This is a genomic window from Microbacterium yannicii, from assembly GCF_024055635.1.
GTDB classification, from domain to species: domain Bacteria; phylum Actinomycetota; class Actinomycetes; order Actinomycetales; family Microbacteriaceae; genus Microbacterium; species Microbacterium yannicii.
This window is the reverse complement of the sequence record NZ_JAMXMB010000007.1, coordinates 1-2,947: the sequence shown is the minus strand read 5'-3', so window position 1 is coordinate 2,947 and position 2,947 is coordinate 1. Positions and strand designations below refer to the sequence as shown.

Annotated in this window: 5 protein-coding genes; 1 reads left to right on the top strand and 4 read right to left on the bottom strand. The window is 65.5% G+C overall.

Annotated elements, in window-relative coordinates; all coding sequences use genetic code 11:
- Positions 1–46: 46 nt before the first annotated feature.
- Positions 47–436 carry an SHOCT domain-containing protein gene (locus tag NCG93_RS03090; protein ID WP_194415457.1) on the top strand — a complete coding sequence of 130 codons (390 nt, stop codon included), beginning with the start codon at positions 47–49 and terminating at the stop codon, positions 434–436.
- Positions 437–515: 79 nt separating this feature from the next.
- Here NCG93_RS03090 and NCG93_RS03085 read toward each other — a convergent pair whose 3' ends face one another.
- The 4 genes from NCG93_RS03085 to NCG93_RS03070 are packed head-to-tail and all read right to left on the bottom strand — an operon-like array spanning position 516 to position 2,825.
- Positions 516–1,286 (bottom strand): ABC transporter permease, encoded by a 771-nt coding sequence (locus NCG93_RS03085; RefSeq protein WP_194415458.1) that lies wholly within the window; start codon positions 1,284–1,286, stop codon positions 516–518.
- Positions 1,283–2,098 (bottom strand): ABC transporter ATP-binding protein, encoded by an 816-nt coding sequence (locus tag NCG93_RS03080; RefSeq protein WP_194415459.1) that lies wholly within the window; start codon positions 2,096–2,098, stop codon positions 1,283–1,285. The genes NCG93_RS03085 and NCG93_RS03080 overlap by 4 nt, the downstream gene beginning before the upstream one ends.
- Positions 2,095–2,463 carry a DUF1048 domain-containing protein gene (locus NCG93_RS03075; RefSeq protein WP_194415460.1) on the bottom strand — a complete coding sequence of 123 codons (369 nt, stop codon included), beginning with the start codon at positions 2,461–2,463 and terminating at the stop codon, positions 2,095–2,097. The genes NCG93_RS03080 and NCG93_RS03075 overlap by 4 nt, the downstream gene beginning before the upstream one ends.
- Positions 2,464–2,465: 2 nt before the next feature.
- Complete coding sequence (locus NCG93_RS03070) at positions 2,466–2,825, bottom strand: PadR family transcriptional regulator (RefSeq protein WP_194415461.1); 360 nt, start codon at positions 2,823–2,825, stop codon at positions 2,466–2,468.
- Between the last annotated feature and the right edge of the window lie 122 nt (positions 2,826–2,947).

Genomic DNA, 2,947 nt, shown 5'->3' with positions numbered 1-2,947 from the left:
TACTGTGGTCGCAGCCGTCCCGGCTATTTCGAGAAAGGTGACGCCGATGTTCTTCGGTGACTTCTGGTGGTTCCTGCTGTGGAGCTTCTACTTCATCGCCTACCTGTACGTGGTGATCGTGATCATCACGGACCTGTTCCGCGACGAGAACCTCAACGGCTGGCTCAAGGCGCTGTGGATCATCGCGCTCGTGTTCGTGCCCTTCCTCACCGCCCTCGTCTACATCATCGCCCGCGGCAAGGGCATGGCAGCTCGTGCGCAGGCCGCGCGCGGGGGAGTGGTGCCCGAGTCCGATGACTACCACCCGGCGGCGTCGTCCAGCCCCGCAGAGGACATCGCCAAGGCGAAGGCCCTGCTCGACGCCGGCTCGATCTCGCAGGGCGAGTTCGACGCTCTCAAGAGCAAGGCGCTCGGCAACCAGTACTTCGGCGCTTAGCCGCAACAGCAGAAGAGCGGATGCCTCGGGTCGAGGAATCCGCTCTTCTGTGCGTGCGCGGTGTGGGGGGCGTGCGCGGTCAGCTGATCTTCTTGCGATAGATCGCCATCGAGATCACGTAGCCGACGATCAGGATCCCGACCAGCCACGCCATCGCGACCCAGATGTCATCGCCGACGGGCTGACCCGCGAAGAGCGCACGCATCGAGTCGACGATCGAGGTCACCGGCTGGTTCTCGGCGAACCACTGCACGGGCCCGGGCATGCTCTCGGTCGGGACGAACGCGGAGCTGATGAAGGGAAGGAAGATGAGCGGGTACGAGAATGCACTCGCGCCGTCGACCGTCTTCGCCGACAGTCCCGCGATCACCGCGAGCCATGTGAGCGCCAGGGTGAACAAGACGAGCATGCCGATGACGCCCAGCCAGGCACCGAACCCGGCACCGGTGCGGAATCCCATCAGCAGTGCCACGCCGATCACTACGGCCAAGGACACCAGGATCGACACGAGCGAGGTGAAGACGTGGGCCCAGAGCACTCCTGATCGTGCGATCGGGAGGGACTGGAACCGCTCGAAGATGCCGCCCTGCATGTCCAGGAACAGCCGGTAGGCCGTATAGGCGATACCGGACGCGATCGTGATGAGCAGGATGCCGGGCAGCATGTAGTCGATGTACGACCCCGTCGACAGGGTGCCCGTGTCGATCGCCCCGCCGAAGACGTAGACGAACAGCAGCATGAGCGCGATCGGCGTGACCGCTGTGGTGATGATGGTGTCGGGGCTGCGCAGGATGTGGCGCAGCGACCGGCTGGTGAGAACGGCGGTGTCGCCGACGAAGTGAGCGGTCATCGTCCTTCCTTCCGTGTCGTGGGAGCGCCGCTCTCGGCGTGCCCGGTTTCTGCGGGTTCTTGTTCGCCGGTGAGGGCGAAGAAGACGTCTTCGAGGCTCGGCTGCTTCTCGACGTATTCGACCTTGGCGGGCGGCAGCAGCTGCTTGAGCTCCTGCAGCGTGCCGTTCACGATGATCCGTCCCTTGTGCAGGATCGCGATGCGGTCGGCGAGCTGCTCGGCCTCGTCGAGATACTGCGTGGTCAGCAGCACCGTGGTGCCGGCGCGGGTGAGCTCGCGGACGGCCTCCCACACTTCGATGCGCGCGGCCGGGTCGAGCCCGGTCGTGGGCTCGTCCAGGAAGATCACCGGCGGGTTGCCGATGAGGCTCATGGCGATGTCGAGCCGGCGACGCATGCCGCCCGAGTAGGTCGCCGCGCGGCGCGAGCCCGCTTCCGTGAGCGAGAACCGCGCGAGGAGCGCGTCCGCGATCCCACCGGGATCGGGCAGGTGGCGCAACTGGGCGATGAGGACCAGGTTCTCGCGCCCGCTGAGCACCTCGTCCACGGCGGCGAACTGCCCCGTGAGGCTGACCGTCTCGCGCACCTTCTGCGCCTGGGTGGCGACGTCGAAGCTGCCAATGGCTGCGGTTCCGGCATCCGCTTTCAACAGCGTCGCCAGGATGCGCACGACCGTGGTCTTGCCGGCCCCGTTCGACCCGAGGAGCGCGAAGATGCTCCCGCGCGCCACCTCGAAGTCGACGCCGCGCAGCACGTGCAGGTCCTTGTAGGACTTCTCGAGCCCGCGAACCTCGATGGCGGTATCGGTGGTCATTTCTCCTCTTCCTTCTCTGCCTCGTCGATCGCCTTGTTGAGGCGCGCGCGCTCCTTGTCGATCCACTGCTTGCCGGCGTAGGCGGCGGTGAACTCCTCGGCGAACGTCGACGGCTCGTCGCCGACGATGTCGCGCACCGGCGTGCCGTCGGCGGCCGCGCGCTCCCAGAGGTCGGCGGAGTCGCTGAGCATCTGCATCATCGTGTCGCCGTCGGTCATGCCGCCCGCGTACATGAAGTACCGATCCAGCGCCTTCGCGGCTGCGCGGTAGGGCTCGGGGAGAGCCTCGATGCGCGCCTTGTACTGGCGGTACTGCTTCTTCTGCTCGAGCGATCCGGTGACGATTTCGTACCACTTGGCGGCCATGATCAGTCCTCTTCCTCGGGGGTGGGGTTGTTGTCTGCGTTCTGGTGGTGGAGCTGTTCGATGCGTTCTGCGAGGAAGCTCCACGTCCTCCAGAACTCCGCGAGCTGCTCGCGGCCCTGCGTGTTGAGGGAGTACACCTTGCGGGGCGGTCCCTTCTCCGACGGCACCTTCTCGACGTCGACGAGGCCACGCTGCTCGACCCTGACCAGCAGGGCGTAGACGGTCCCCTCGGCGATGTCGGAGAAGCCCTGGTCGCGCAGCCACGAGGTGATCTCGTACCCGTAGGCGGATCGGCCGGAGAGGATCGCCAACACGATGCCCTCCAGCGTGCCCTTGAGCATCTCGGTCTCCTGCTTGCCCATCGCGCACCTCCTTGATCTACTCAGTGATGTTGACTACTGGTAGACGGTAACACTAAGTACCGGTACTTAGCAACACCGAATACCAAACTTTCTCGCGGCCCCGGAAACGCAGAAGAGCGGAT

Excerpts from the sequence above, each read along its gene's own strand:
- NCG93_RS03075 (WP_194415460.1), bottom strand. The coding sequence starts at position 2,463 with ATGGCCGCCAAGTGGTACGAAATCGTCACCGGATCGCTCGAGCAGAAG.
- NCG93_RS03080 (WP_194415459.1), bottom strand. The coding sequence starts at position 2,098 with ATGACCACCGATACCGCCATCGAGGTTCGCGGGCTCGAGAAGTCCTAC.
- NCG93_RS03090 (WP_194415457.1), top strand. The coding sequence starts at position 47 with ATGTTCTTCGGTGACTTCTGGTGGTTCCTGCTGTGGAGCTTCTACTTC.
- NCG93_RS03070 (WP_194415461.1), bottom strand. The coding sequence starts at position 2,825 with ATGGGCAAGCAGGAGACCGAGATGCTCAAGGGCACGCTGGAGGGCATC.
- NCG93_RS03085 (WP_194415458.1), bottom strand. The coding sequence starts at position 1,286 with ATGACCGCTCACTTCGTCGGCGACACCGCCGTTCTCACCAGCCGGTCG.